Annotated in this window: 24 protein-coding genes; 9 read left to right on the plus strand and 15 right to left on the minus strand. The window is 59.7% G+C overall.

All coding sequences use genetic code 11. The annotated features are described in order from the left end of the window. Positions 1-75 precede the first annotated feature (75 nt). Complete coding sequence (sbcD, locus tag E7738_RS09660; protein ID WP_058769372.1) at positions 76-1,293, plus strand: exonuclease subunit SbcD; 1,218 nt, start codon at positions 76-78, stop codon at positions 1,291-1,293. After that, positions 1,290-4,967, plus strand: a complete 3,678-nt coding sequence (locus E7738_RS09665; protein ID WP_394516314.1) for an AAA family ATPase — start codon at positions 1,290-1,292, stop codon at positions 4,965-4,967. The genes sbcD and E7738_RS09665 overlap by 4 nt, the downstream gene beginning before the upstream one ends. A gap of 45 nt (positions 4,968-5,012) precedes the next feature. On the opposite strand, the gene E7738_RS09670 is transcribed toward E7738_RS09665, so the two are convergent. From E7738_RS09670 to E7738_RS09680, 3 genes are read right to left on the minus strand one after another with little or no spacing between them, the layout of a single operon-like run. Then, positions 5,013-5,669: a DUF799 domain-containing protein gene (locus E7738_RS09670; RefSeq protein ID WP_021507140.1), complete on the minus strand. Its 657-nt coding sequence runs from the start codon at positions 5,667-5,669 to the stop codon at positions 5,013-5,015. Then, on the minus strand, positions 5,666-6,022 hold the full coding sequence (locus E7738_RS09675; protein WP_021507139.1) for a DUF4810 domain-containing protein: 357 nt from the start codon (positions 6,020-6,022) through the stop codon (positions 5,666-5,668). The genes E7738_RS09670 and E7738_RS09675 overlap by 4 nt, the downstream gene beginning before the upstream one ends. Positions 6,023-6,033: 11 nt before the next feature. Further along, positions 6,034-6,711, minus strand: coding sequence for a CsgG/HfaB family protein (locus E7738_RS09680; protein WP_021507138.1), 678 nt, complete (start codon positions 6,709-6,711; stop codon positions 6,034-6,036). A gap of 200 nt (positions 6,712-6,911) precedes the next feature. On the opposite strand from E7738_RS09680, the gene E7738_RS09685 reads away from it, so the two are divergent. Continuing rightward, positions 6,912-7,292, plus strand: a complete 381-nt coding sequence (locus E7738_RS09685) for a cell envelope integrity TolA C-terminal domain-containing protein (RefSeq protein WP_241492970.1) — start codon at positions 6,912-6,914, stop codon at positions 7,290-7,292. Here the strand turns inward: E7738_RS09685 and E7738_RS09690 are convergent. Both E7738_RS09690 and E7738_RS09695 read right to left on the minus strand, forming a co-directional pair. Continuing rightward, a complete protein-coding gene (locus E7738_RS09690; RefSeq protein WP_021507136.1) occupies positions 7,174-8,313 on the minus strand; it encodes an AraC-like transcriptional regulator QhpR in 1,140 nt (379 codons plus the stop codon). The genes E7738_RS09685 and E7738_RS09690 overlap by 119 nt on opposite strands. Positions 8,314-8,542: 229 nt before the next feature. Beyond that, positions 8,543-9,547 carry a phosphotransferase enzyme family protein gene (locus E7738_RS09695; RefSeq protein ID WP_058757981.1) on the minus strand — a complete coding sequence of 335 codons (1,005 nt, stop codon included), beginning with the start codon at positions 9,545-9,547 and terminating at the stop codon, positions 8,543-8,545. Positions 9,548-9,814: 267 nt separating this feature from the next. Here E7738_RS09695 and eat point away from each other — a divergent pair, with 267 nt between their 5' ends. The 3 genes from eat (at position 9,815) to E7738_RS09710 (ending at position 13,443) form a co-directional block, all read left to right on the plus strand. Further along, positions 9,815-11,179 carry an ethanolamine permease gene (eat, locus tag E7738_RS09700; protein WP_058758051.1) on the plus strand — a complete coding sequence of 455 codons (1,365 nt, stop codon included), beginning with the start codon at positions 9,815-9,817 and terminating at the stop codon, positions 11,177-11,179. Between the two features lie 210 nt (positions 11,180-11,389). Then, positions 11,390-12,388, plus strand: coding sequence for an aldo/keto reductase (locus tag E7738_RS09705; RefSeq protein WP_394516339.1), 999 nt, complete (start codon positions 11,390-11,392; stop codon positions 12,386-12,388). 122 nt (positions 12,389-12,510) lie between these two features. Beyond that, positions 12,511-13,443: a LysR family transcriptional regulator gene (locus E7738_RS09710; protein WP_394516315.1), complete on the plus strand. Its 933-nt coding sequence runs from the start codon at positions 12,511-12,513 to the stop codon at positions 13,441-13,443. A 60-nt stretch (positions 13,444-13,503) separates the two neighbouring features. On the opposite strand, the gene mak is transcribed toward E7738_RS09710, so the two are convergent. Then, complete coding sequence (gene mak, locus E7738_RS09715) at positions 13,504-14,415, minus strand: fructokinase (RefSeq protein ID WP_021507130.1); 912 nt, start codon at positions 14,413-14,415, stop codon at positions 13,504-13,506. 147 nt (positions 14,416-14,562) lie between these two features. Between mak and rdgC the strand changes: the two genes are divergently transcribed. Continuing rightward, positions 14,563-15,474, plus strand: coding sequence for a recombination-associated protein RdgC (gene rdgC / locus E7738_RS09720; protein WP_021507129.1), 912 nt, complete (start codon positions 14,563-14,565; stop codon positions 15,472-15,474). 198 nt (positions 15,475-15,672) lie between these two features. Here the strand turns inward: rdgC and ppnP are convergent, their stop codons facing one another. The 7 genes from ppnP to aroL form a co-directional block, all read right to left on the minus strand. Further along, a complete protein-coding gene (ppnP, locus tag E7738_RS09725) occupies positions 15,673-15,957 on the minus strand; it encodes a pyrimidine/purine nucleoside phosphorylase (protein WP_010616577.1) in 285 nt (94 codons plus the stop codon). 104 nt (positions 15,958-16,061) lie between these two features. Further along, positions 16,062-16,739, minus strand: coding sequence for an AroM family protein (locus E7738_RS09730; RefSeq protein WP_394516340.1), 678 nt, complete (start codon positions 16,737-16,739; stop codon positions 16,062-16,064). 2 nt (positions 16,740-16,741) lie between these two features. Next, positions 16,742-17,674, minus strand: a complete 933-nt coding sequence (locus E7738_RS09735; RefSeq protein WP_021507226.1) for a DUF1177 domain-containing protein — start codon at positions 17,672-17,674, stop codon at positions 16,742-16,744. Positions 17,675-17,689: 15 nt separating this feature from the next. Beyond that, entirely contained in the window at positions 17,690-19,249 is a 1,560-nt protein-coding gene (locus E7738_RS09740; protein WP_394516316.1) for an OPT/YSL family transporter, read from the minus strand. A 182-nt stretch (positions 19,250-19,431) separates the two neighbouring features. Beyond that, the gene (locus E7738_RS09745) at positions 19,432-20,190 is read right to left on the minus strand and encodes an IclR family transcriptional regulator (RefSeq protein WP_058757986.1); all 759 of its coding nucleotides are present in this window, start codon (positions 20,188-20,190) and stop codon (positions 19,432-19,434) included. Positions 20,191-20,478: 288 nt separating this feature from the next. Further along, positions 20,479-20,670: a YaiA family protein gene (locus E7738_RS09750; RefSeq protein ID WP_021507229.1), complete on the minus strand. Its 192-nt coding sequence runs from the start codon at positions 20,668-20,670 to the stop codon at positions 20,479-20,481. Positions 20,671-20,780: 110 nt separating this feature from the next. Next, a complete protein-coding gene (gene aroL, locus E7738_RS09755) occupies positions 20,781-21,305 on the minus strand; it encodes a shikimate kinase AroL (RefSeq protein WP_021507230.1) in 525 nt (174 codons plus the stop codon). A 332-nt stretch (positions 21,306-21,637) separates the two neighbouring features. Between aroL and E7738_RS09760 the strand changes: the two genes are divergently transcribed. Continuing rightward, positions 21,638-22,324 carry a DUF2076 domain-containing protein gene (locus E7738_RS09760; protein WP_021507231.1) on the plus strand — a complete coding sequence of 229 codons (687 nt, stop codon included), beginning with the start codon at positions 21,638-21,640 and terminating at the stop codon, positions 22,322-22,324. Here the strand turns inward: E7738_RS09760 and E7738_RS09765 are convergent, their stop codons facing one another. Next, positions 22,325-22,768, minus strand: a complete 444-nt coding sequence (locus tag E7738_RS09765; RefSeq protein ID WP_010616571.1) for a YaiI/YqxD family protein — start codon at positions 22,766-22,768, stop codon at positions 22,325-22,327. A gap of 145 nt (positions 22,769-22,913) precedes the next feature. On the opposite strand from E7738_RS09765, the gene proC reads away from it, so the two are divergent. Continuing rightward, on the plus strand, positions 22,914-23,726 hold the full coding sequence (gene proC / locus E7738_RS09770) for a pyrroline-5-carboxylate reductase (protein WP_021507232.1): 813 nt from the start codon (positions 22,914-22,916) through the stop codon (positions 23,724-23,726). Between the two features lie 158 nt (positions 23,727-23,884). On the opposite strand, the gene E7738_RS09775 is transcribed toward proC, so the two are convergent. Beyond that, positions 23,885-25,411, minus strand: a complete 1,527-nt coding sequence (locus E7738_RS09775) for an FAD-dependent oxidoreductase (protein ID WP_058757987.1) — start codon at positions 25,409-25,411, stop codon at positions 23,885-23,887. Positions 25,412-25,475: the final 64 nt, after the last annotated feature.

Genomic DNA, 25,475 nt, shown 5'->3' on the forward strand with positions numbered 1-25,475 from the left:
ACCGGTTTCGCTTTTTTTTCATTGCGTTGTTAAGCGGTTATACTGCCGCTTTGCGATAGCAGGCACGGAGCATTCATGCGCATTATTCACACCGCTGACTGGCATCTCGGTCAGTTCTTTTACAGCAAAAGCCGCGCCGCCGAGCACCAGCAATTCCTCGACTGGCTGCTGGCCGCGATTGTGCAGCATCAGGTGGATGCGCTGATCGTCGCTGGCGACCTGTTTGATACCGGTTCGCCGCCCAGCTACGCGCGCGAACTGTTTAACCGTTTCGTGGTGGCGCTGCAGCCCAGCGGCTGCCAGCTGATTGTGCTGGCCGGCAACCATGATTCGGTCGCCACGCTGAATGAATCGCGCGAGCTGCTGGCCTGCCTCAATACCCGCGTCATTACCAGCGCCACGCCCGGCGGCGAGCAGCAGGTGCTGACGCTGCAACAGCGTGACGGCACGCCGGGCGCGCTGCTGTGCGCCATTCCCTATCTGCGTCCGCGCGACATCCTGCGCAGCCAGGCGGGTCAGTCCGGTCGCGATAAGCAGCTGTCGCTGCTGCAGGCGATTGAGCAGCACTATCAGCACTGTTATGCCGCCGCCGTGGCGCAGCGCGAAGCCATGGGCAGTACGCTGCCGATCATCGCCACCGGGCATCTCACCACCGTGGGCGTCAGCAAGAGCGATTCGGTGCGTGATATCTACATCGGCACGCTGGACGCCTTTCCGGCGCAGGCCTTCCCGCCTGCCGACTACATTGCGCTGGGCCACATCCATCGTGCGCAGCGCATCGCCGACAGCGATCACATCCGCTACAGCGGTTCGCCGATTGCGCTCAGCTTTGATGAGCTGGGGCGTGAGAAAAGCGTATTCCTGCTGGAATTTAGCACCCGGCTGGAGTCCGTCACACCGCTGGTTATTCCGTCATTCCAGCCGATGCAGATGCTGAAAGGTGCCATGGCGGAGATCGAACAGCAGCTGACCGCGTTTCACACCTATGAAGGCGATCTGCCGGTGTGGCTGGATATTGAAATCACTACTCAGGAGTACCTGAGCGACCTGCAGCGCCGCATTGAACAGCTTACCGACGCGCTGCCGGTTGAGGTGCTGCTGGTGCGCCGCAGCCGCGATCAGCGTCAGCGCAGCCTGGCGCGGCTGGAGAACGAAACCCTGAGCGAACTGAAAGTTGAAGAGGTGTTTGCCCGCCGGCTGGCGCTGGAGGAGCAGCTGGAGGATGAACAGCGCGCGCAGTTAACGCAACTGTTTCGCAGCACGCTGGCGACGCTGGAGGATCCGGGCGCATGAAAATTCTGACGCTGCGTTTTAAAAACCTCAATGCGCTGCGCGGCGAGTGGTTTATCGATTTCCGCCGCGAGCCGTTTGCCAGCAACGGGCTGTTCGCCATCACCGGCGCTACCGGCGCGGGTAAAACCACGCTGCTGGATGCCATCTGTCTGGCGCTCTATCACCAGACGCCGCGCCTTGGTGGCCTGTCGCAGAGCGAAAATCAGCTGATGACGCGTGACACCGCTGAATGCCTCGCCGAAGTGGAGTTTGAGATCAAAGGTGAAGCCTGGCGCGCCTTCTGGAGCCAGAACCGCGCGCGCGGCCTGGCGGAAGGTAAACTGCAGGCGCCGCGCGTCGAACTGGCGCGCGTGGCGGACAACCAGATCGTCGCCGATAAAGTCGGTGACAAGCTCAAAGCCATCGAAACCTTGTCCGGTCTCGATTTTGCCCGCTTCACCCGTTCGATGATGCTGTCGCAGGGGCAGTTTGCCGCCTTCCTCAATGCCAAACCCGGCGAGCGCGCCGAGCTGCTGGAGGAGCTGACCGGCACCGAAATCTACGGCCACATCTCGATGCAGATCTACGAGCGCTGGCGCACGGCGCGCGCGGCACTCGACACGCTGCGCGCCCGCGCCGGTGCGGTGCAGTTGCTCGATGACGCCCGCCGCGCCGAACTGGCGCAGCAGCTGGACCAGCTCACCCGCACCGAACAGGATCTGAGCGAGCAGCTGGCGCAGGCCCAGCAACAGCAGCAGTGGCTGACGCAGCAGCAGCAGCTCAACGCGGAGCAACAGCAGGCGCAGCAGGCGTTGCAGGCTGCCGCCGCGGCCTGGCAGCAGGCGGAAGGCGATCGCCAGCGGCTGGCGCGTGCTGAACCGGCGGAGAAGCTGCGCGACAAACTGCAGCAGCGCGAACAGCTGCAGCGCGACCAGCAGACACTGAACCAGCAGGCGCAGCAGTTACAGCAGCAACAGCAACAGGCACAAGCGGCGCTGCAGCAGGGTGAAAGCCACTATCAGGCCGCACAGCAGGCACGTGAACGCGCGCTGGCCGAACAGCAACAGCTGGAGACGCTGCTGAGCGAACAGGTGATCCCGCTCGATCAGCAGATCGCCAGCCGTGCACAGCAGCTTGAGCAGCAGCAGGCGCTGCTGAGCGAACAGCAAAAAACCCTGTTACTCAGCCAGCAGGCGCTGGATCAGCATCAGCAGGCAAGTGAACGCTTACAACAACAGCTGGCGCAGCAGCAGGCGTTTCGCCTGAGTGAAGCCGCTGTCGCCCGCTGGGGCGGCGAACTGGCGCGCTGGCAGGCCGAACTCGCCCGGCTTGAAGAGCGTGAGCAAACGCTGACGCAGCTCAGCGCGCAGCAGCAACAACTGCAAAGCCAGCTCGAACAGCAGCAGCAGGCGCTGCAGGCGCGCGAACAGGCGGCACAGCCGCTGCAACAGGCGGAAGCCGCGGCACAGCAGCAGCGCCAGCAGGCGGAGCAGGTGCTTACTTCGCTGGAAGCGGAGATCGCCAGCCCGGCGCTGCGGACGGCGCTGGCGCAGCATCAGCAGCAGCGCGGCGCACGTCAGCAGCTCAGCCTGCTGGCGGCACAGTGGCAAACGCTCCAGCCGCAGCGCCAGCAGCGCCAGCTTAAGCTGCAGCAGTTACAGCAGCATGCTGAGCAGGAAGCGCTGGCGTTGCAGCAGCTGCGCGAGGAGTACAAGCGCGAGCATCAGACGCTACTGGATGTGCGTCGCCTGTGCGAGCTGGAGCGCACGATTATTCAGCTGGCCGACGAGCGGGCCCGGCTGCAGCCGGAACAGCCCTGCCCGCTGTGCGGCTCCTGCCAGCATCCGGCCATCGACCGCTACCAGCAGTTGCAGCCGGACGAAAATCAACAGCGCCTGGCCGCGCTGGAGAGCCGCGTGATGCAGCTCAGGGAAGCCGGTACCGCGCGGGGCGAGCAGCTTAAACTGTCGCAGCAGCAACAGCAGGCGCTGCAACAGGAAATCGCCGATCTCGACCAGCAGATCGCCGCCACCCGCGAGCGCTGGCAGGCGCTGTGCGGTGAGCTGGCGCTTACCTTCAGCGCTGAACAGCACGCAGAATTCAGCGCCTGGCAGCAGCAGCAGGACGCGCTCGAAGCCCGCCAGCAGCAGCAGTTGCAGGCGCGTGAACAGGCGGCCGTCACGTTGCAGCAGGCCAAAGACGCGCATCTGCACCAGCAGCAGCGCTGGCAGCAGCATCTGCAGCAGCAACTGCTGGCGCAGCAGCAGCTCACCAGCGCCCAACAGCAGCGCGATGAGCTCGACCAGCGCATCAGTGGTGAACGTCAGGCGTGTCAGCAGCAATTGCAGCAGCTGGAACAGCAGCTGGCTGCCCATCAGCTTAGCCTGCCTGCAGCGCCCGAGCGCGCCGGCTGGCTGCAAACGCTGCAGCAGCGCTGGCAGCAGTGGCAGGAAAGTGAGCGGTTACTTGCTGAGCTACAGCCGCAGCTGGCGAAAAGCGAAACGGAAGGCAGCAGCCTGCAGCAAACTCTGGCGCGTGAACAGCAGCAGGTCGCCAGCCTGGAGCAAGCCCTTAACCACCTGCAACAGCAGCAGCAGGCCCAGCAGCAGCAGCGCCAGCAGCTGTTTGGCGACCGGCGCGTGGCGGACGCGCGTCAGCAGCAGCACGCCGCGCTGCAACAGCATGACCAGGCGCTGGCGCAACAGCTGCAGCGCTGGCAGCAGGCGCAAAGCGAGCTGCACGGCCTGAAAGGTCAGTATGAACAGATTGTCAGCCAGCAGCAGACGCTGGCGCAGCGCACAGCGGACGCCGAAAGCGCCTTCCGGCAGGCATTGCTGCTCAGTGATTTCGCTGACGAAAGCGCCCTGCGCGCCGCGCTGCTGGCGGAAGATGAGGTGCAGACGCTGCGCCAGCGGCTGCAAACGCTGGAGCAGCAGCATCAGCAGCACGCCGCGCTGCATGCCAGACTGGCGCAGCGGCTGAGCGATCACCAGCAGCAGCGCCCGGCCGCGCTCAGCGATGCCGATGCTTGTACCATCGCCGCCCGGCTGGAGCAGCTGCGCGTGGCGCTGCGTGACAACGCACGCCAGCAAGGGGAAGCGCAGCAGCAGTTGCACAGCGATACCCAACAGCGTCAGCAGCAGCAAACGCTGCTGGCGCAGATCGCCGCTGACGAAGCGGAACTGGCACAGCTGAGCCGCCTCAACGATCTGATCGGGTCGGCCAAAGGCGACAAGTTCCGCCGCTTTGCTCAGGGCTTAACCCTCGATCATCTGGTGTGGCTGGCAAACCGCCAGCTCGATCGCCTGCACGGCCGCTATTTATTGCAGCGCCGCGTCAGCGATGAGCTGGAGCTGGAAGTGGTGGATACCTGGCAGGCCGATGCCACGCGCGACACGCGTACGCTGTCCGGCGGCGAGAGCTTCCTCGTCAGCCTTGCGCTGGCGCTGGCGCTGTCCGATTTGGTCAGCCATAAAACGCGCATTGAATCACTGTTTCTCGACGAAGGCTTCGGCACGCTGGATGCCGAAACGCTGGACACCGCGCTGGATGCGCTCGATGCGCTCAACGCCAGCGGGAAAACCATCGGTGTGATCAGTCATGTGGAAGCGATGAAAGAGCGCATCCCGGTGCAGATCCGGGTGCGTAAAATGAACGGGCTCGGCTACAGTAAACTGGAGCTGCCGGGCGAGTGATGCGTGAAGTGGCGCGGCGATCAGCTGATCGCCGCGCCAGGTAGATTAACGCGTAACCGGCGCTTTGTAGCGCGGGCCGGCCAGCAGACCACCCTGCTCGTTCTGCGCTAACAGACGTGCGCTGGTGACACCAGCAATGGTGTGCGCTTTGTCGCCCGCGTTGCTGGCAATCTGTTTGATCGCCGCCGACACCAGCATGCCAATGATGCCGCCGTTGCTGTTGTTGCTGTTCTCAGAATCATTGGCGGTGGCCATGCCCTGCCACAGCTCTTTACCGCTGCGCAGATCGACCAGACGGGCAGTGGCCGAGACCGTGGTCACCGAATCAACCACCAGATAGCTGCTGCCATAATCGGTAATCGAAATGTACAGTGCGCTGTCTGCGTTGAAGATGTCATGCAAGCGCTTCGTGCTCACCGCCTGAATTTCATGCCCGTTGCTCAGGCCGTTTTGCTGGAAGGTCTCTTCCACCACCGCCACCGGGAACACGTAGTAACCCGCTTCCGCCAGCGGCTGGGTCACCAGCGAGGTGAAGCTGTGCGACGCGTTGATATCCGGCGCACGGTTATCGGCAGGCAGCACCAGAATTGACGCCGGCTTACTGGCACGGAAGGCGCTGTAGTCATACGGTTTCTTATTCTGGGCACAGCCGGTCAGCAGCAGCGCCGCGAATACGCCGCACACGGCAATCAGTTTTTTCATTGGTTCACTCCTTTTTTCTTCATCAGAAAGTCCATGTACGGCGCCGATTCCGGAAACAGCTGCTTCTCGAGGGCGAACTGGCTGAAAGCTTTATCCGTGTTGCCGTTTTTGGCGTACAGCAGGCCCAGCTGGGCGTGCAGACCGGGTGCCACCGGCTTGTTCACCGCTTTGGCCTTTTCGATATCCAGATTCAGCGCATCAATCTGCTTCTGCGGATCGCTGTCTTTCTGGTAATAGCTGTAGACCTGCTGCTGGTAATCACCCCAGTAGTAGATCGGCTCCGGTCCTTTTGGCGCACAGCCGGCCAGCACGCCTGCCGCGATCAGCGCGGCGCTCAGTTGCAGTAATTTCATCGTCAATATCCTTATTTCACCGGGCGCCATGCGCCGTTATTGATGCCATCCACCAGGTGGTCGACCGCTTCACGGATCGCCAGATCCATCACTTTGCCGTTCAGGGTAGAGTCATAGCTGGCGGTGCCGCCAAAGCCGATCACCTCACGCGCTGACAGCTGGTATTCACCCGCGCCCTGCACGCTGTACACCACTTCTGAAGTGGTCACATCCACCACATTCAGGTTCACTTTGGCGTAAGCGATCTGGCTTTTACCGCGCCCGAGGATGCCCCACAGCTGCTGGTCGCCCACTTCTTTGCGCCCGAACTCGGTGATGTCACCGGTGATGATGTAGTTAGCGCCCTTGATGTTCTGCTGGCTGTGTTTGAAATCGGCTTCCTGCTGCAGCTCTTTCAGGTTGCTGCGATCCAGCACGTTGAAGCGATTGGTCTGCTGCAGATGCGTAATCAGAATGGTTTTGGATTGGTTGCCCAGACGATCAACGCCGTCGGAGAAAATCCCATTCATGTATGACGAACGGTTATCAAACTGTCCCACCGCGATTGGGCTGCGCACGCCCTGATAAGCCGGCTGGCTTGCGGCGCGAACCTGAGGTGCGTCGATGGCGCGCGACGACTCGGTGGCACAGCCACTGAGCAGCGCGGCGCTTAACAAGGAGAGTGCCGCAAAGGCATATTTCTTCTGCATTTCTGGTCCATGAATAAAGGAAGGGATAACACCGCCACCAGGCGGCAAATTCTGGTTATGCCGACAGTCAGAGTAATGCCATAGCATTCCCTGCTGCGGTCTGTAGACTGTCGGCAGCAGCGCCAGGAATCTTTAGCGAAAATGCAGGCTTATTAATGAATTTAATTAATCGATTAGCGAGACTATCAGGTGGGTTAGTAATGATGGTGGGGCTCAGCGCCTGCCAGCAGGTGTCCGCGCCGGCCCCCAGCCTGGCCAATCAGTGCCAGCCGCAGGGCGATGCTGACAGCGCCGCCTGCCACTGGAGTGAAGCACTGCAGCAGCAGCTCAATAAGCAGTTTCACGATGCGGCGCGCTATGCCGGACAGCAGTGCTGGGTGCGCCTGGAGTGGCAGAACAGTGGGCGCTACGCGGTGACGCAAACCCAGGGCGACGAAGCGCTGTGTTTGCGTGCGTGGCAGCTTATTGGTCAGTCGCGCGGCTTACCGCCTCCGCCGCAGCGCGACCAGCCAGCGTGGTTTGGCTTTGCGCCACACCGGCCTGACTTACCAGCCCATCCTGGCGCCACTGACGCGGGCTGATGCCGAACCAGCGGCGGAAGGCGCGGGAAAACGCGCTGACCTCGGAATAGCCAAGCAGCAGCGCCATTTCCGAGATGGGCAATTGTCTCTGCTGCAGATAGTGCGTGGCCATTTCGCAGCGCACCTTATCCACCAGTGCGCTAAAGCTAATGCCCTCTTCGCGCAGGCGTCGCTGCAGCGACCAGCTCGACAACCCCATTTTGCCGGCGATCTCCTCCAGTACCGGTTCGCCCTGAATGAGCGTCAGGCTGACCTGCGAACGCGCCTGTTCGACCACGCTCTGCACGCTGGCGCTGCTGTTGAGGCGGCGAATGGCATCCTGCATCACCATCAGCAGCATCGCATCCTGCTCCGGCATGGCGCGCTGCAGGTCGCGTTTCGCGATCAGCAGTGAGTTAAACGGCTGATCGAACCAGACCGGCGCATCAAACACTTTGCAGTGCTCGTGCCACTGCTCCGGACGCGGATGTTCAAAGTGCACCTCGCGCGGCGCCCAGTTTTTGCCCGCCACGTGGCGAATCAGGTTGAGGAACATGCCGAGCGTCAGCTCCGCATCCTGACGGCGCGCCAGGATCGCCCCGTGGCGCACCTGATAATCGAGCCGCCAGCAGTCGCCCTTGTCCACCAGCCGCGTCAGCGTATCGTGCTGGTGCCAGGGAAACGCGTTCACCACATTGTGCAGCGCCTGCTCCAGCGTCGGCGAGCACAGTCCGATGTAGCCAATTAACCCTAATGACTGCGGTTTGAACTGCCTGCCGTAATGCAAACCGAAGTTATCAAAGCCGGAGTGGCGCGCCGCTTCTTCCATCACGCGGCAATAGTTCACCAGCCCGAGGCTCAGTGTCGGGCTGGCCAGCAGTTCAGAATCGATACCGCTGATGCCAAAGATGCGATCGACATCGCCGCCTTTATCCGTAATGAAGGCGCTCAGACCGGTCGCCGCCGCGGCCAGAACGCCACGGTTGCTGGCGGGTGTGGCAAACGCGCTGAAGGCATCAGCAGCAGAGATGAGTGATTGCATGGGAACCTCTCAGGGATCGCGCGGATAACAGAATGAAGGGATCCAGCAATTTTCATACCAGCGTCACCCGGCGGCGCGCGGTGCAAGGCAATGCACCGCCTGGCCGCCGCTGGCGCGCTCCTGGCGGCGATCTGCGTTCCTGTCAGCGCGCCTGTCACGGCTGGCGCGCTTGATGCGCAGGCACCAGATTACGCCATCAGCGCGCGCCGCTGCCCTCTGCTGGTGCAGGTCACGCGCCTACCGGCAGCTGGCTGCTCTCAAGATAGCGACGGCACAGCCGCACCGAATGGCTGGCCCAGTGCGGCCCGAGGCTGAGCGCCATCTCGGTATCGGCGTGCGTGCCCATCCACGCCGTCATCTGGATACGACGCTGGATCAGTAGCGTCGGCACCAGCGCCATCTCAGCATCACTGATGTGCGCCACGCGTTCATAGCCGAGGATCCAGTTATCCACCCACTCCGCCGCACGCGGATGGTGCTCGACGAAGCTGATCGCGGCCGCCAGATCGTGCAGATACCAGCCCATGCCGCAGTCATCGAAGTCGATCACCCGGGTTTCGCCTTTGTGCAGCAGCAGATTGGTCAGCCGCAGATCGGCGTGGATCAGGCCGTAGCGATCGCGCTCTTTACCAAATTCCGCCAGCGCCTGCCCGGCGCGCTCCACCGCCGCTGCGATAATGCCGTGATCGGCCGGATCAAGATGGGGCGCATCCTGCCAGCGCCCCCAGTGGCTATGCTCGCTGACCATGGTGTGATGATCCCAGATAATACGCTGAAAACCTTCGGGTTTCTGCCAGCTGCGGCTGTGCTGATGCAGGCGCGCGGTGATGGTACCGAGCTGCTGAAAGGCTTTGGGATCGACGTCGGTGGTCGGCATCTCGCCGTCAATCCAGTGGAACAGCACCGCATGACGCGTGCTGCCGTCCGCCAGCGTCAGCGTCAGCACGCTTTCACCGTCGCGCGCCGGAATCGCCTGCGGCACCATGATGCCGGTCTCGCGCAGCGCATCAAGCCACATCAGTTCACTGAGAATATCCGCTTTGCTGTGGTAATCCGGCCGGTGCAGGCGCAGCGCGTAGCGTTTGCCGCCGGCACGCAGCAAAAAGGTGGCGTTCTCCGAACGGCACAGCAATTGCAGCTCACCGTGCAGCGCGGCGGGATAGCAGGCCAGCGCACGTTGCGCCAGCAGGGTGATCTCGGCATCGGTCAGGGATTCGGCTTGTTTGGCGCTCATTCATCACTCTCCAGCATTAGTCTCTTAAAACCAGTGTTATCAGCATGGGATGAGGTCGTCCTGACTGCCTGACCGCAGAACAGCAAAAGTTGACCGCAGCGTACAGCCAGCGCTTTTTCTCGCAGCGAGTTGACCGCAGAGGACAAAACTCACTGCGCCGGCGTCAAGTTTTCCCGTCCCGGGCAGCGGCATTATCCCTTCACTGTAGCGCAAACCCACAATAGCGCGGTGCCAACGCCGCACAACAAGCATGACGGGGAGATGAAGATGACAGGCAAACTAAAACCCACGCTGGGCACCCTGCATTTATGGGGTATTGCGGTTGGACTGGTGATTTCCGGTGAGTATTTCGGCTGGAGCTATGGCTGGGGCGTGGCCGGGACGCTGGGATTCCTGATCACCACCGCGCTGATCGCCACACTTTATACCTGCTTTATTTTTAGCTTTACCGAACTGACCACGGCGATTCCGCACGCTGGCGGGCCGTTCGCTTACAGCCGTCGGGCATTTGGCGAAACCGGTGGTCTGATTGCCGGTCTGGCGACGCTGATTGAGTTCGTGTTCGCCCCGCCGGCCATCGCCATGGCGATTGGCGCCTACCTCAACGTGCAGTATCCCGATCTCAACCCCAAAACGGCGGCAGTCGGGGCTTATTTATTGTTTATGGCACTGAATATTCTCGGCGTGAAGCTGGCCGCGATGTTCGAACTGGTGGTGACGGTGCTGGCAGTGCTGGAGCTGCTGGTGTTCATGGGCGTGGTATCGCCGGGTTTCAGCGTCGCTAACTTCGCCGCCAACGGCTGGGCTGGCAGCGATCATTTTGGCATGCCAGCGCTGTCCGGCATCTTTGCCGCCATCCCGTTCGCTATCTGGTTTTTCCTCGCCATTGAAGGCGCGGCCATGGCGGCCGAAGAAGCCAAAGATCCGAAGCGCACCATCCCGAAAGCCTACATCAGCGGCATTCTTACCCTGGTGGTGCTGGCGATTGGCGTGATGCTGCTGGCCGGCGGCGCGGGCGACTGGCGCAAGCTGTCGGACATTAACGATCCGCTGCCGCAGGCGATGAAGATGATCGTCGGCGAGCACTCTAACTGGATGCATATGCTGGTGTGGATCGGCCTGTTTGGCCTGGTCGCCAGCTTCCACGGCATCATCCTTGGCTACTCGCGTCAGTTCTTTGCCCTGGCGCGCGCGGGCTATCTGCCGCCCAGCCTGGCGAAGCTGTCGCGCTTCCAGACGCCGCACCGCGCCATCATCGCCGGCGGTGTCATCGGTATCGCCGCCATTTACAGCGACGGACTGATCAATCTGCAGGGCATGACGCTGACGGCGGCGATGATCACCATGGCAGTGTTCGGCGCGATCGTGATGTACCTGATGAGTATGCTGAGCCTGTTTAAGCTGCGCCGCAGCGCACCGGATCTGGAGCGCAGCTTCCGTGCGCCGGGCTATCCGCTGGTACCGGGCATCGCACTGGTGCTGTCGCTGGTGTGTCTGGTGGCGATGCTGTGGTTTAACCCGGTAATCGGCGGATTGTTTGTGGCGATCATGGTGCTCGGCTACCTTTACTTCCTTGCCACCAAAGCCCAGCGCGAGCGCGCACCGCAGGATTCCATGCTGGTCGGCGAGTAAGCAACGCATTGCCCCTGCCCTTCAGGCAACGGAGGCGGGTACACAGAGCCCTTTGTGTACCCGTCTCTTTCTGCCCCACGCGATAAATCCATCCCACCACAGCACCGCTCCGGTCATGCTGCTGTGATACCTTTTTTGCATGACGTAAATGACAATTCATTACGCGTAATCGGGGTGCAACAATCAAAAAAACCACAACAAGGAGCCATTATGCACACCCGACATTTATCGCAAACCTTGACTGTCAGTTCGATCGGCTATGGTGCCATGGGACTGAGCGAATTTTATGGGCAGACAGACGACCACGCTTCACTGCAGCTGTTACACACGCTTATCGACCTGAATATCACGTTTATCGATACCGCGGATATGTACGGGCGGGGCCATAATGAGCGGCTGATTGGCCACTTTCTTGCCGGTCTGGATAACACCACGCGTGAGCAGTTTAACATTGCCACCAAGTGCGGAATCGATCGCCCTGCGGACCAGGCTTATGCCCGGACGATTAACAACCAACCCGACTACATCACCCGCTGCTGTAATGAATCGCTTAAAAGGCTTGGCGTTGAGCGCATCGATCTGTTCTATCTTCACCGCGTGAGCCAGGTTACGCCGATTGAAGAGAGCATGGAATGCCTGAGCCGCCTCGTTAAAGCGGGTAAGATCAACCACATTGGATTGTGTGAGGTTTCAGCTTCAACCCTGCGCCGGGCCCATGCCATTCACCCGCTCACTGCCCTGCAAACCGAATATTCACTGTGGACGCGCGATATCGAAGCTGAGATTCTGCCGGTGGTGAAAGAGCTGGGTATAGGTTTAGTTCCCTACTCTCCGCTGGGCAGAGGGTTTCTGACCGGAAAGTATCGTCATAACAGCGACTTCGCTGAGGGTGATTTCCGCAAAAATAATGCGCGCTTTAGTCAATCCAGCCTCGACCATAACGCCCAGCTTCTTGACGCGGTGCACCCGCTCGCTGAAAAGTACAGCTGCACGCCAGGGCAGATTGCGCTGGCCTGGCTACTGGCGCAGTACGACAAGCTGATCCCCATTCCGGGGACGAAACAGATCCGTTATCTGACGGAAAATGCGCAGGCCGCCGATATCGTGCTGGAGCAGGCAGATATCGCCTTACTGAACGCTATTCATCAGCATATTGAGATCAGGGGCGAGCGCTATTCTGAAGAAGGGATGATAAGCATTAATGCCTGAAGCCCTGGCCGGGTAACGCCCGGTCAGGATGTCTGACGTAGTGCCGGCCAGACCGATTAACCTCCTGTCCTGCTGACATTTTGCTGCGTAGAATAACGTTTTTGATTATCCGGATGGACTCTATGGCAACGGCAGAGCACCTTATCAGCAACCATCTCCCCAGTGTGAAACAGCTGCAATGCTTTCTTGCGGTTGCGCACGAGCTGAACTTTCGCCGGGCCGCCGAACGGCTCAGCATGACTCAGCCTCCGCTAACCCGACAGATTAAGCGCCTTGAAGCCGTGCTGGAGCAGCCGTTGTTTAGCCGCAGCACCCATGACGTCAGTCTGACGGACGCTGGCCGGGCGCTGGTAATCAAAGCGGAGAAGATCCTTCAGGCGCTGAATGAACTCAAGCCTGGCTCGCTTTCTTCAGAAAAGCGCCTGCGTATCGGCCTCACTCGCACGCTGAATTTTGCACTGATTGCGCCCATTAACCAGCAACTGCTGAAACTGGACGCCGCCGACGATGTGGAAACGCCCGATCTGACGTCTGCGCAGTTGCTGCAGTGTCTGGCAAAAAACCGCCTGGACCTGGTACTGACGGGCGAAAGGGCAACCGGCCACGAAGATACCGTTCAGTACCAGTGGATCGGTCGTGAGCCTTTGCTGGTAGCAATGCCGGCCAGACATCCGGCCAGCCTGAAAGAAAAAGTCTCGCTGGAAGCGATCGGTGATTTACCGCTGTTCTGGTTTGCCAGAAGCGCCAATCCGTCGTTCTACGATAAATGTGAACGCTTGTTTTCACAGCTCCACACCCCGCTTAAAAGAGTTAAAGAGCCCGATGATTCACTGGTTATGCTGACACACATTGCCAGAGGAAAAGGCTTTGCCCTGATGCCACAGTCGAAATGTACCTTTCATCAGGAAGGGTTGTGTTATCGCGCACTGGCTGACGATGAAGCGCAAAATCTGCATATCGATATTTATGCCGCCATCCGACTGAATGAAAACCGGCCAGCCGTGCTGCATGCGCACGATATCGTGTGTCACGCCGGTCAGTTAAGCCAACACTGACCCGCTTCGGCCCCCTCTTCCGCTGGAAGAGGGGTTAAGCACGCATAAAGCGTCGTTACGCTACCCTTTCACCGGCCACAGCCAGGCGGCACCGCGCACGCCACTGGAGTCACCGTGCACCGCTTTCAGCACCGGCGTTTCGCACTCGCGGCCAAACACCCACTGCTTCATCAGCGTCGGCACCGTCTGGTACAGCCGATCGTTGTTGCTCATGCCGCCGCCGAGCACGATCACATCCGGATCGAGCAGGTTAACCACCTGCGCCAGCGATTTGGCCAGCCGCGTTTCATAACGGCTCATCGCCAGCTCGGCCACCGGATCCTGCTGCTCGATCAGCCGGATGATCTCCGCGCCCTTCAGCGCCTGTCCGCTGAGACGCTGATAATCAATGGCGAAGCCTGTGCCGGAGACAAACGTCTCAATACAGCCCTGCAGCCCGCAGTAGCACGGCACTTCCGCGCGATAGCGCAGTTCGTCTTCATCCATCCACGGCAGCGGATTATGCCCCCACTCGCCTGCGTTACCGTTACCGCCAATGCGTGATTCTCCGTTGATGGCCACGCCTGCGCCGGAACCGGTGCCAATGATCACCGCAAACACCAGCGGCTGGCCTGCGCCTGCGCCATCAACCGCTTCGGAAACCGCCAGGCAATTCGCGTCGTTGGCGATGCGCACGTCACGATTCAGCGCACGCGCCAAATCTTTGTCCAGCGGCTGGCCGTTGAGCCACGTCGAGTTAGCATTTTTTACCCGCTGGGTATAAGGAGAAATCGTGCCGGGAATGCCGATGCCGACCGTCCCCTGCTGCCCGGTCTGCGCTTCCGCCAGCAGGACTAAATCGACAATCGCCTGCACCGTGGCCGCATAGTCGTCACGCGGGGTATTCACGCGGTGGCGAAACAGCTCCTCGCCCTGGTCAGACAGCGCAATCACTTCAATTTTGGTGCCGCCTAAATCAATACCGATACGCACGATTTATTCCTCATTATTCGTTCAGGTGACAGATACAGTAGAAGGCTGAATCGGGAAAGGCAATGAAACCACTCCGATGTTTCGCTATCATGCGCGCTGACTGTTTTAGACTTGTGCGCCCGATCGCACCCACGGTAAGGAATCCTGATGTTGTGGTTTAAAAATATGATGGTTTATCGTCTGAATCGGGACATCCCGCTGTCCGCAGACGATCTGGAAAAACAGCTCGACGCCTTCACCTTCACGCCGTGCGGCAGCCAGGACATGGCCAAAACCGGCTGGGTCTCGCCGATGGGCAACCGCAGCGAAGCGCTGACGCATGTGATTAACGGTCAGATAGTGATCTGTGCCCGCACCGAGCAGAAAATTCTGCCGTCGCCGGTGGTGAAGCAGGCGCTGGAAGCCAAAATTGAGAAGCTGGAAGCGGAACAGAGCCGCAAGCTGAAAAAGACCGAAAAGGATTCGCTGAAAGATGAAGTGCTGCACAGCCTGCTGCCGCGTGCCTTCAGCCGTTTCAGTCAGACCTTTATGTGGATCGACACCGTCAATAATCTGATCATCGTCGACTGCGCCAGCGCGAAGAAAGCGGAAGATACGCTGGCGTTACTGCGTAAGAGCCTCGGCTCGCTACCGGTGGTGCCGCTGACGCTGGAAAATCCGATCGAGCTGACGCTGACCGAATGGGTGCGCTCCGGTGAATTGCCGGCGGGGTTCACCCTGATGGATGAGGCTGAGCTGAAGGCGATACTGGAAGATGGCGGCGTGATCCGCTGTAAAAAGCAGGATCTGGTTTCCGACGAGATCGCCACCCACATCGAAGCCGGTAAAGTGGTCACCAAACTGGCGCTCGACTGGCAGGAGCGTATTCAGCTGGTGATCGCCGATGATGCGTCGGTGAAGCGTCTGAAGTTCAGCGACACGCTGCGCGAGCAGAATGACGATATCGATCGCGATGATTTCGCCCAGCGTTTTGATGCCGATTTCATTCTGATGACCAGCGAGCTGGCGGCATTGATCAGCAATCTGGTGGAAGCGTTAGGCGGCGAAGCGCAGCGTTAAGCGGGCATCGCCGGCTGGAAGGATAGTACGGGTGTGTTTAACGGTCGCCATGAATGGCGCCCCTGCAAATATGCTGATTCATACCTGTAGGGTCAGCATTTATGCTGACCGCAGGCCACACACCTCATGCTGGCGCATAAAAAAAACCGGTAACGCCGCACAGGCATTACCGGTTGATAATGGATGCTGCTTTAACGCTTAAAGATAGCGGCACAGGTAAGACGTTGGCTCCGCCACCTGCAGGTGGAATTCGCTGTGGCCCGGCACGTTAAATACCGATCCGGCTTCGTACCATTTCCACTCGGCTTCGCCCGGCAGCAGCACTTTCAGCGCGCCGCTCACTACCGTCATCTCTTCCGGCTGACCGGTACCAAAGGTGTATTCGCCTTCCGCCATCACGCCAACGCTGGCCCGGCCAATGGTCACGCTGTCGAAACCAATGGATTTCACTTTTCCGTCGAAATACTCACTTACGTTGAGCATGTTACTTCCTCACAGCACATTAGGGTTACCGGCAGATTACAAGGGAACTCGCTGATCTGTCACGCGAATTAGCGCCGCCCGTCGCAAGTTGTGATCGGCCTCGATCAGACGATCAGTTCAGCCGCCAGTTTCGCCACCAGCACATTCGACAGCAGCACCGGAATGCCCAGCATGTTCTGCAGGAAATCGCGGTGTTTCTGGTGATAACCGATACAGTCGAGCACCACCACATCAGCGCCCTGCTCCTGCAGAGTCAGTCCGGCTTCAATCAGTTCGCTCTGCTGCGCCAGGTACGGGCTGGCGACGGCAAAACAGGGCGAGCTTTGCAGGTTACGCCATTTGCTGGCCTGCTCAGCGATCTGCTCCTCAACCGGCACCACGATGCCGATTTTGTGCGCCTGTACGATGGCGCTGACCAGCGGCGGAATGATGCGATCCGGCTCCAGCAGCAGCGCCGACGTGGTTTTTAGCGTGCCGAACTCACCGGTACACAGCAGCAGAATGGTGTCGTAACCCTGCTGCTCCAGCGCGGTAATTTTACGCTGTAGTCCCTGTTCGACGGTGGCCGCCGCCAGCCGTACCTGTTCGCCGCTGCTCATGCGCGAAACCAGCACTTTATCACCCGGCGCAGGCGCGTATAACTGCTCCACTTCGGCCAGCGTCAGGCCATCCAGCAGACCGGCATGCGCGACGGCGTCGGCGGGCAAATGCTCCTGCAGCAGCGGCAAAATATCGCTACGCGGTGACTGGCCAATGGTTAAGGTTACAAGCGACGGTTTCATCATCAGGCTTTCCGGCTGCGCAGGTGGCTGAGGCTACCATACAAAGATAGCAGCAGCGCGTACTCCTGCGGGTCATAAAACTGGCAGGTCTCACGGCCAAACTCTTTGGCCACTTCCACCGCAAAGCGCACGGTCGCCGCGATGTCCACTTCATGGCTGGCACCGGTGCCGCAGCCAGGCACCACGGATTGCGCACAAATCGCGACGCCCACCACTGGCACATCAGTGGCGGTGGACGGTTGCAGGATGCTGTTGAGGTGATACACGCCGTTGCCGTAAGGGGTGATGTCCTGCGTGGTGATCGGGAACGTCACCGCAGGCTGACCGCTGGTCATCTCCATAATGCGCAGCAGATCTTCCGACACGCGCAGGATGTAGCCCTCTTTCACCGTGGGTGATAGCGCATAGCCCTTATGGTTGAGGATGCGGTTTCCTTTAGTGGTATCGATAGAGAGAATCGCGTCGACGCCCGCAACCACTTCGTTGTCATTCATGGTGATGTCGTCGCACGGCGAATCCATGAAATCCACCGGCTCGTGCGGCCGGGTCGGCGCATCCGGACAAATATGCGTGGTTACGATCACGTCGCCGGCCAGCACGTCGCCTTTGGTCTGCATCTGTGCCAGCTTCAGCGCGCTGCTCACTGCAGCGACCGCACCGTCGGCGTCGGACACCATGCCGATGCGCGTCGGGCGCGCACCGATGCCGCCGAGACGGCCAATGATCCCCAGCGTCGGCGCGCTGCCGCCCCGGCTTTTGCCCTGAGCGCCCGGAATGTCGATGCGCACAAAATCGGTGCGCCCTTTTGGCCCACTGACGCGCTTAAAGCTGGCTTGCACGCCCGGATAGGCGGCAAACAGATCGACCACCTGCTGGCCATCTACGTAGGCGCTGTCGAGTAACTCAAAAACCTGCAGTGTCTGCTGTAAACTCATCGCTAAATCCCTGGATTATTTCTTACTGCTACTGGCAAAAAGTGAGTGGAAGAAGCTGTACAGCGCGTCGCCCGCAATGAATCCAGCGGCCATCACCTCCATCGGTGAACGTCCACGCTCGCCCCACACGCGCAGGATCAGGACACGCAACGCAATCCCGACCAGCACCGCCCAGCCTGCGGCGGCGTTGTTGATTAACAGACCGGTGGCTAACAGCACGCCGAGCTGGCGCTTAGGCCCGCCGATCAGCTGAATAATCGCTCCCGGAATCGCCCACATCAGCAGGCTGCCGGCAATGCCCGGCTCCGCGCCGGCCTGAATGGTTTTGGCGTAAACGCGCGCCACCGGCGGCAGCAGATTATCGACAAAGAACAGGTTATGCGCATACCACACCACCGGGATTGCGATGACGAAAGCGATCATCGCGGCGATCAGCTGGATGCGGCGGCCCCACAGCTCCTGCTGCACATCGTCCCCGTTACCGCGCAGAATAAAGCCGGCCTTCAGGTCATAGCCCATATCGGCGAAGGCCGGACCGGTGGCCGCGGTAAAGCCGCACAGCAGGCACAGCGCCAGCGGCGGGAAGCCGAGCAGGATGCCGAGGATCAGGGTGATCAACGCCACCGCGAAGGCCGGGAACCAGCCCGAGTGCATGGCGGCGATGCCGACAATCAGCTCATGCACGAAGGCGGCAAAGGCCGCATAGATAATAAACAGCAGCAGCATCGGCAGGCCCATTTCGCTCCACAGCCCGCCGCCCAGCGCCAGCAGCGCCGAGATCACGATATAGCCGACAGTCCCCAGGCCGAGCGCGCGTTTGACTTCGTTGTCACTGCGGCTGACGTTGAGGTTGTCGTGACGGCGACTGCGAATCATCTGCACCACCTGAATCAGCGCCACCAGACCGGCTCCGACCATGACGCCGTGCGGAATGTACAGCGCGTTAATATCGATACCAGCGACCGGTTGCGCATAGGCACGCAGCAGGAAGCCAATGCCGAGCATGGTCAGTGCCCAGATATTGCCAATGAATGCCGTACCAAAGGCGGACATCGGGATTTTCAGCATCGAGCCCGCGACGCCACCCACGATTCCAGCCACCAGCAGCCACGCCTGGCGACCGCCCTTATCACCGGCTTTGATCGCTTCTGCCGCTGCCACGCCTGGTGGCCATGCATTGCTGGCCGGGAACACGCGCGTATCAAACAGACGATACAGCAGCCACGCATCCAGCAGCATGGCCGCGCTGACGCCGACAAACAGCGGCAGCACCAGCTGCGGCTCACCCAGCGCCCACGGCACGGCAATCGGCATCAGCAGGCTGTTGGCAGCGCCGAAGGTAGCGGAAGAGATGGCGGTCTGTGCAAGGTTTTGCACTTCAACCGAACGGTAGCGGCGAAACCACTGCAGTGGAATGCGCGCCAGCAGCATGGCAAATAGCGCGCCGATAATAGAAGTATTGGGCGTTACCCCAATAGTTGTGATCAGCTGTACCCCAATGATGGCCCCTGCAACTGACAGCAGAACCAGCATCAGTCCCACGCCAATATTTTTTATTGGATTATCCAGACGCATATTATCCCCGTATTTTCACCCTGTAGAAAACGCGCAATGACATTGTGCCCGACACGCGGAACCTCAATGTTTTATTCATCGTTCCCTGACTATTGAAATAAGCAGGTCCGAAGACCTGCTATTTCCCCGGTGTGGCGCGAAGTATTACGCCTTGAAATCAAATTAGGGTTGTCCTGTTTTATTCAGGACGCTGCGCCGTATTTTTCGGCCATCAGTGCAGCCGTTGCGCGCAATTCGCTGAGCAGCGCTTCCGGATAACCCGGGGCCGCTTCCTGCGAAAGAAATGAGAGACACAATGCGGCACTTTCACCGCGGTGTTTATTGGTTACCGCTACGGCAAGCGAGCTAATGCCAGGCAGCGTTTCATTGCGTGCCAGTGCCCAGCCCTGCTGACGAATCAGCGCCAGCTCTTTGCACAGTGCATCGATATTCAGCGGTGAATTGATCGACGCGGTTTGCCAGTTATCGCTGAAGCGCGCGCGCACCTCGTCATCGCTCAGCTGCGCTAACAGCACGCGGCCGGTCGACGTGCCGGTAACCGACACCCGTGTACCAGGCGGCGTCACCAGCTGGGTAAAGAAGCGACCGTGGTACATGCGCATCACCAGCACATCGTCACCGTCCAGCACCGAGATATAGCCCATGCAGCCGCTGCTGGCCGCCAGGCGCGCCATCGGCGCCGATGCGCTGTCAATCAGCGGTGTCGAAAGATAGTGCCCGGCAACGGACAACAGCACGCGGCCAATCTGAAAACAGCGGCTGTCGGGATCGCGCTCCAGTAAGCCTTCACTTTCCATGGTCGCCAGCAGGCGCGACACGGTACTTTTCGGCAGCCCCAGCGCCTCCACCACCTCGGTAAAGGTCAGGCCGGGATGGCCCTGCGCCACGCCAAAGCGCTGAAACAGCTTAAGCACGGCGGCGGCATTTTCGAGTGTGGTCATGGCGCTAGTTTCACTATATGGAACTGAGTTCCTGTATCGATAACCCGAAAGTAAAACGCGACGGTTTATCGGTCAAGCGCAAATTTTGCACCGGACAAAACGCAGGCTATTTAAGGCAGCAGAAAATAAGGGCTAAAGGCAAAATAAAAAGACGTTATCAGGCAGGAGAGCGATTAAACAGAAAAGACGGCAGCTTTTATCGCCGTAATTAGCGCATCAGGGAAAATAAAAAATCTATTTAGCGACCGGACGTAATTACGCTAAAGCGGGCATCCCTGCCCGCCGGGATTATTCTTTTTCCACATCTTCATAGCGGTCTTTGGCATCCTGCGCTTCCGCTTCCGATTTATGTTCGCTAATTAAGGTATCCGGACGTGGATGGTCAGCCCGTAATTCATACCAGGTGACGGTATTGCCCGCCTGCCCTTTTTCAACGGCAACAATGCGCGCTTCTCGCGGATAGGGTGGTCTGGTTGGCATCGTTTTCCCTCTTATGTCAGGTTTCCACACAGACAGCGGTGATCCTCTGCCTGCTATTGAGTATAGACAATCGAGGATCGCTGTAAAAAAGAGGGAGAATTCTTAGGCAGTTAGCTGGCGCGGGCGAGAGACAGCGATTGCAGAATATGTTCCACCACCTGCTCCGGTGCCTGCATCGCGTTGACTTCATGGTGCGCGGCCTGACGATAGAGCTGCGCGCGTTCACGCAGGATATCTTCCATCTCTTCCGCAATGGGCCGGCCGGTCAGGGTCGGACGCTGTGCCGCTTCTGGCTGACGCTCCAGCCGATCGGCCAGCACGCCAGAGGGCGCGTTGAGCCAGATGACCTGGCCATGCTCGCGCATGAAGTGGCGATTGACATCAGCCAGCACCATGCCGCCGCCGGTGGCGATTACGCTGGCAGGCGCGGTAACCGCCCGCAGCGATTCACTTTCACGCGCGCGAAAGCTGTCCCAGCCCTCCGTCGCCACAATCTCTGCCACGCTGCGCTGTGTGGTGAGCTGCAGGTGGTGGTCGGTGTCACGAAAGGCATAGCCCAGCGCTTGCGACAGCGCCTGGCCAATGGTGGTTTTACCGCAACCGCGTGCGCCGATCAGATAGATGGGTAATGACATCCGGGCTCATCCTCCGCCGTAGTCTGCCGCGCGGGCAACGTCATCAGGTCAATAATGCGTCGCATGATACCTGGATTTTATTTTATCAGCCAGCCGCGAAGCACGAATTACGCGTATTTCAGCGATAGCTAATGCCATTAGTTTGATTTTTAACGGGAAAACGATGCGCATTTCGTGCATCAGGCGATTTGTAAGCGCGGGGCAACATTTGCTTACCAGGCCGCTGATTTACTTTCTGTCACGCAGCCCGCATATACGCTTTATAGTTCAGGCAACGGACGTCCTGTTGGTCGCCTGAAGAACAACACGCTATGCCTAACCGGAGGTTCACCATGCAGAGCCAGGAACAACAACTTATTGAAAGCCTGTTCAGCCGTCTGAAACAGGCAGAAAGCCAGAGCGGCCCGCGTGATGCCGGTGCCGAACAGTTAATCAATCAGCATTTACAGAGCCAGCCCGGTGCGCCCTACTACATGGCGCAGGCGATCCTGATTCAGGAAGCGGCGATGAAAAAGCTCAACGCGCAGGTATCGGAGCTGGAGAGCCGTCTGGCGCAGGCGCAGCAGCAGGCCCCGCAGCAAAGCAGCGGCGGCTTCCTGTCGAGCCTGTTTGGCGGCGGTTCACGCCCGGCGCAGCCGCAACAGCCGGCATGGAACAGCGCACCGCAACAGCCACAATATGCCGCACCGCCTCAGCAGCCGTATGCTGCACCGGCGCGCGGTACCGGCTTCCTGGGTGGCGCACTGCAAACGGCTGTCGGCGTAGCCGGCGGTGTGGTGATGGCGGACATGCTTACCAGCCTGTTCCACCATTCGCAGCCGGAAGAGATCGTCAATATCATCAACGAACCGGCGCTGCCGCAGGTGGATGATAATCTGGACACCTTCAACGGCAATGACAGCAACAATGCCTTCCTGAATGACAATTCAGGCTGGGACAACAACAGCTTTGCCGATAACAATGATTTCAACGATTTCGGCAGCGGCGGTGATTTTGACGATGACGACAGCTTCGTCTGATTAACGCTGACGTAACCATTTATCCAGTTCGTTGGCAAACTGCTGGCGGTCACGTGGGCTTAATGCCGACGGGCCGCCGCTCTGAATGCCGCTGGCGCGCATCGTTTCCATAAAATCGCGCATGGTCAGACGCTGGCGAATGGTATCGCTGCTGTAACGCTCCCCGCGCGGATTTAGCGCTGCCGCCCCTTTCTCCAGTACTTCTGCTGCCAGCGGAATATCGCCGGTAATTACCAGCTCGCCCGGCTGCACGCGTTTCACAATCTCGTTATCGGCCACATCAAAGCCGGCAGCTACCTGCAGCGTTTTCAGAAACGGCGACGGCGGTACGCGCAGCGGCTGGTTAGCAACGAAGGTCACGGTGACTTTGGTGCGCTCAGCGGCGCGATACAGCACCTCTTTAATGACATTGGGACACGCATCGGCATCCACCCAAATCGACATGTTTAATCCTTATTAAACGGGCAATGCCTGCGATCTTGCCGCGCTGACCGCGAATGGCAAATGTTATTTGTGCGCGACTTGTTATTCACTGCCGCTGACGTAAGCTAACCCACTGAGAAAACCGAACCACGTAAAGGATAAAGCGATGCTGGAGAAGAAAATCGGGTTTGTCGGCTGCGGCAATATGGCGAAAGCCATCATCAGCGGCCTGGTGAACAGCGGGCAGATCGCCCCGGCCAATATCTGGGTGCACGATCGAAAACCCGACACCAACCAGGCGATGGCGCAGCAGTATGGCGTGACGGCGGCAGAAAGCGTCGAGAGTCTGGCACGTGAAGTGGACATTCTGTTTGGCGCGGTGAAACCCAACGTGATTCTCAAAGTGCTCAAGGATCTGGCCGGCCAGCTGAAGAAAGATGCGCTGGTGGTGTCGATTGCCGCAGGTGTGACGCTGGATTCGCTGGCGGCGGTACTCGGTCACGATCGTAAAATCATCCGCGTAATGCCGAATACGCCGTCGCTGGTCAACGAAGGCATGACCTCTATTACGCCGAACGTGCTGGTAGAACCGCAGGAAGTGGACGAGGTGGTGACCATTTTTGAGAGCTTCGGCAAAGCGGCGGTGGTGAACGAGTATCTGATTCATGCCGTGGTGGGTGTCAGCGGCTCGGCACCGGCTTACGTGTTTATGTTTATCGAAGCGATGGCTGATGCCGCCGTGCTGGGCGGCATGCCGCGGGCGCAGGCTTATCAGTTTGCGGCGCAGGCGGTAAAAGGTTCCGCCCAGATGGTGCTGGAGACCGGCAAACACCCTGGCGAACTGAAAGATATGGTGTGCTCACCGGGCGGCACCACCATTGAAGCGGTGAAGGTGCTGGAAGAGAAAGGCTTCCGCGCTGCGGTGATGGGTGCGATGCAGCAGTGCATGGCGAAGTCCGAGGCGCTGAGTAAGCAGTGATGGTGCGGGTTTCCCCTCACCCTAACCCTCTCCCGCAGGCGGGAGAGGGAACTGTTGGGTGCTCGTTTGCCTCTCCCGCAGGCGGGAGAAGGAACGGTTAGGTGCTCGTTTGTCTCTTCCGCAGCGGGAGAGGGAACTGTTGGGTGCGGACTTGAACCTTAACCCTGATACGCTTCAAACAGCGCCAGGCCTTGTTCCAGCGTCATTGGCTGCTGCATCTCATGCACCAGCGCGGCGGTGAGCGTGTACATGCCGGCTGAACACACTGCCGCAATCATGCCCTGCTGGCAGTAAAAAGCGATAAAGCGTTTGTCCTGCAGCGATCCCAGCAGGCGATAATCGTCCCACTCCTCTGCATGCCCCAGATACTCATAGCGGGTGCCGTAATGCGCAGTCCAGAAGAACGGCACGCGATCGTACATGATGCGTTTGCCCAGCATATTCAGCGCGGCAATGCGCCCCTGCTGATGCGCCACGCGATAGTGCTCAATGCGCTGCACGCCACGCGGCGTGAGATAGCTGGCAATATCCCCCGCGACCCAGATGTTTTCACTGACCCGCAACTGACTGTCGGCCAGCAGGCTGCCATCCTTCTGTAAGGGCAGGTCGTGAATAAAATGGGTGGCTGGCACAATGCCGGTGGCAAACAGCACCTGGCTGGCTGGCACGGTTTTGCCACCTTTGAGCCGCACGCCACTCACTGCGCCTTCGCCGGTCAGCGCTTCCGGTTCACCCTCGACAAATTTCACGCCGTTGCTGCGGTGCAGCTCATAAAAATGACGGCCAATCTCTTCGCCGAACTGGCTGGCAAACGGCAGCGGATGACGCGCCACCACCGTGACATCTATGTCGCGGTTACGCAGCGCACCGGCCACTTCCATACCGATAAAACTGTTGCCGATAATCACCAGCTGCTGCGCCTCATCCACCTGCGAAATCAGCGTGTCGGCCTGGCGCAGTGAACGCAGCAGGTGCACGCCATCCAGATCCTTGCCCGGGATATCAAGCGGCTGCGGCACGCCGCCGGTCGCGATCAGCAACTGGTCAAACTTCACCTGCTGCCCGTCTTTCAGCACCAGCGTCTGCTCCTGCGCCTTCAGCTGCACCACCTCCCCCTGCAGCCACACCACCGGGCCCAGCACATCCTGTTTCAGCAGCTTTGGTACCTCATCGATGGCCATCTTGCCGGAAGGGACAAATTTACTCAGCGTGGTGCGATCGTAAGGTGCGTCGCTTTCACGCTCGATACGCACAATACGGCCGCTAAAGCCTTCATCGCGCAGCGTCCAGATCGCAGCACTGCCCGCCGCGCCAGAGCCGAGAATCACGCACACCGGCGCTTCACCCTGGGCCACCGGCGCGCTGGCCGGCGACATCGCCTGCGGATTGATCAGCACCTGCCCCTGTTCAATGCGCACCGGATAGCGTTTGAGATTGGCCAGCGCCAGCGGCTCGCACATTTTGCCATCGCGCAGCTCAAACACCGCCTTATGCCACGGACACACCAGTTTGTCGCCGCACACTGCGCCCTGCTCCAGCGGTGCGCCCGCGTGCGGACATTTTGCCTGCAGCGCCTGCACGCGGTCGCCGTCGCGAATCAGCACCATATCCGTTTCGCCGACGGTCACTTTAGTGGGTTTACGCTGCGCCAGCGCCTTGAGTTCCACGACAGATTGATAGCTCACGGTTCGCCTCCTTCGGGGTTATTCGTCTGATACGACAATTCCTTACAAAGAGTAAGTGTGGCAA

Source organism: Pantoea sp. SGAir0430 (genome assembly GCF_043549295.1).